Here is a 2,765-nt window from a genome sequence, read left to right on the forward strand (position 1 = left end):
GCCGACCTCACTGTTATTCGTTTGGAAGAGAAACGCAACCGGGTGGTGTGCGACGGTGACACCGGCCACCGCGACTACGTGTGGACGAAGCACATGACGACTTTTTCGGCAAGGAGGCTTACATCGAACAGCGCGAGCGCGCCCATCAGCCGGCGTACCTGCGCACTTTCACCATGCAGGACAACGTCGACTCGAATGGGTTCGCCCGCAACCCCGTGGGCAGCTGGCCCATCGTGGAACCGGAGACCGGCGACGTACTGATCGACGAAGTGGGTCGCCGGTCCTATATCACCTCTATTGCCTATGGGCCCTCAAGCGGCAAGAACATCGCCTTGGGTTACCTGCCGAAGGTTTACGCGGAAGGAGGCAGAATCCTCACCATGGAGTACTTCTGCGAGCACTACCCGTTCAAGGTCGAGGCGGTAGGCTACCGGGCATTGTACGATCCGGACAACGAGCGGATGAAGTCGTAGCGTTCGGCTGCGCCGCCCACGTATACATCTCATGTAGGAGCGGCTTTAGCCGCGATTGGGGGTTAATGGGCCAGCGCCCAACATGCTGACGTTCGACGTAAGGGAGTCGATCAGCAGACAAGGTTGACAGGATGTCTACAAACACGGCCAGGAAGGCCGATACAGGAAACGGCGAATGGCGCTACTAGCGCTGGCACTCCGAGCGCACTTTGCTCTACAAGCTCGTTGCCGAGCACTATCCCCGATTCCACGAGCTTTTAGCCGATCAGGGCCACTCGCTGCCGGAATACGTGCAGCGCGAGCTCGAGGACTTCCTCGAGTGCGGGATTTTGGAGCACGGCTTCCTTCGGGTCCGGTGCCAGGATTGCCACAGCGAGCGCTTGGTGGCCTTTAGCTGCAAGAGACGGGGCTTCTGCCCCAGCTGCGGCGCCCGGCGGATGGTGGAAAGCGCGGCGCTGCTGGTCGACGAGGTCCTGCCTCGCCTGCCCATGCGCCAGTGGGTGCTGAGCTTTCCCTTCCAGCTCCGGTTTCTGTTAGCGAGCCTGCCCGAGATCATGAGCCGGATGCTCGGCCTCGTCTACCGGGCCATCGAGACCCATCTCGTCCAGCAGGCGGGCTGCACCCGAGCCACCGCCAAGACTGGAGCTGTCACCCTGATCCAGCGATTCGGCAGCGCCCTGAATCTGAACATCCATTTCCACATGCTGTTTCTGGACGGCGTGTATCTCACAGACTATGAGCAACCGGTGTTTCGTCGGCTGCCGGCGCCGCCTCCCCAGACCTTGGAACAGTTGGTCCACACCATCAGCCAGCGCGTGGGCGCTTACCTGGAGCGCGAGGGCCTGCTGGTGCGGGACATCGAGAACAGCTACCTGCAGCTCGAGGCGTCTGAACAATCCGCCATCAACGATCTGCTCGGCCACTCGATCACCTACCGCATTGCCGTCGGTCCCCAGGCTGGGCGCAAGGCGTTCACGCTGCAAACCGTTCCAGCCCGGGAAGAAGATCGCGACAACAGCCAATTGGCCAAGACCGCCGGCTTCTCTCTGCACGCCGGGGTCGCCGCCAAGGCCCATCAGCGGCGCAAGCTCGAGCGACTGTGCCGCTACTTCGCCCGCCCGGCCGTGGCCACTGATCGGCTGGCACTCACCCCACAGGGGAATGTGCGCTACACGCTGAAAACGCCGTACCGGGACGGCACCACGAACATCATCCTCGAGCCGCTGGATTTCATCGCCCGGCTCGCTGCTCTGGTGCCCAAGCCGCGTGTGAACCTCACCCGATTCCATGGGGTGTTCGTGCCCAACAGCCGCTTCGGGTCGAGTCCAGTAGTTGCGGTCTTGAGGCATGATGTCCGATAGCCGCCACATAGCAGTCTTTCGATCACAGTACATCGAGTAACCGGATCCGGCCAAGAGCGGACGCTGAATAACTAGCAAGCCGGCGGTAAGGTCAATTTGGTCGCATCGAGGACACAGCGGTCGAGAAGCGGATCTTGAACGACGTCGCACACCGGGTCGAATCCCGTTCAGAGCACCCGCCTCCGGCCCGGGCCCCGTGTTCACACGCCCCATCGTATAGTTCTCGATGTTGACATTTCACTAACATCGCGTCGTTTGGCGAAAATCCTTCAGGCCGCCTTCTGGCGTCCCCTATCGCTCGCAAGCTACGTGGTGTAGCCTATTTAGCTCTTCTCGCAACGGCGCATTCGCGCCGGTTGCAGCATAACCACAAGAAACGAAACTCGAAATCCGGCCATGGCCTACCTCAACAACGTTCTTACCTCGCGGCGCCACGAAGACCGTACCCTGTCGGGACCAATCGTGCTTCTGGTTGTCGGTTTCGTTTACGTGGCGCTCGCTCAGTACATCGTCATCCTCAACGACCCGGTGGCGCTGGGTGCGGGGTTCTGGCCCGCGGCGGGCTTCACGCTGGGCACGCTGCTGCTGCTCCCTACCCGCCGCTGGCCCTGGGTGATCGCGGGTGTGGTCGCCGGTGAATTCGGGGGCAACCTCGTCCATGGCTACCCCGTCCTGGCCAACGTGTTCTGGACACTGGGTAACTGTGCCGGACCGCTGACCGGTGCCTTCTTCCTGCGCCGCTATGCCAGCGAGCAGGGGAGTCTGGTTCCGGTGCCCAAGTTGTTGGCATTTTTTGCATTTGGAGTGTTGCTGGGACCGTTGGTCGGCGCCACCCTGGGAACCTTGGGATCGGTGCTGGGTGTGGGCAAGCCGTTCTGGCTGGTATGGCCCAAGTACGTGGTCGGTGATGCCCTCGGAACCTTGGTTGTGG

The 2,765-nt window shown here is 61.7% G+C and carries 2 protein-coding genes and 1 pseudogene; all 3 read left to right on the forward strand.

Features of this window, described 5'->3' with window-relative positions:
• Window positions 1-80 precede the first annotated feature (80 nt).
• Entirely contained in the window at window positions 81-473 is a 393-nt protein-coding gene (locus tag AC52Q4_RS16565) for a glycine cleavage T C-terminal barrel domain-containing protein (protein WP_495536113.1), read from the forward strand.
• A 200-nt stretch (window positions 474-673) separates the two neighbouring features.
• Window positions 674-1,786 (forward strand): annotated as a pseudogene (locus AC52Q4_RS16570) (transposase); the annotation flags it as partial.
• 444 nt (window positions 1,787-2,230) lie between these two features.
• On the forward strand, window positions 2,231-2,765 hold a 535-nt coding region (locus tag AC52Q4_RS16575; RefSeq protein ID WP_495537902.1), incomplete at its 3' end, for an MASE1 domain-containing protein.

Source organism: Nitrococcus sp. (genome assembly GCF_059432795.1).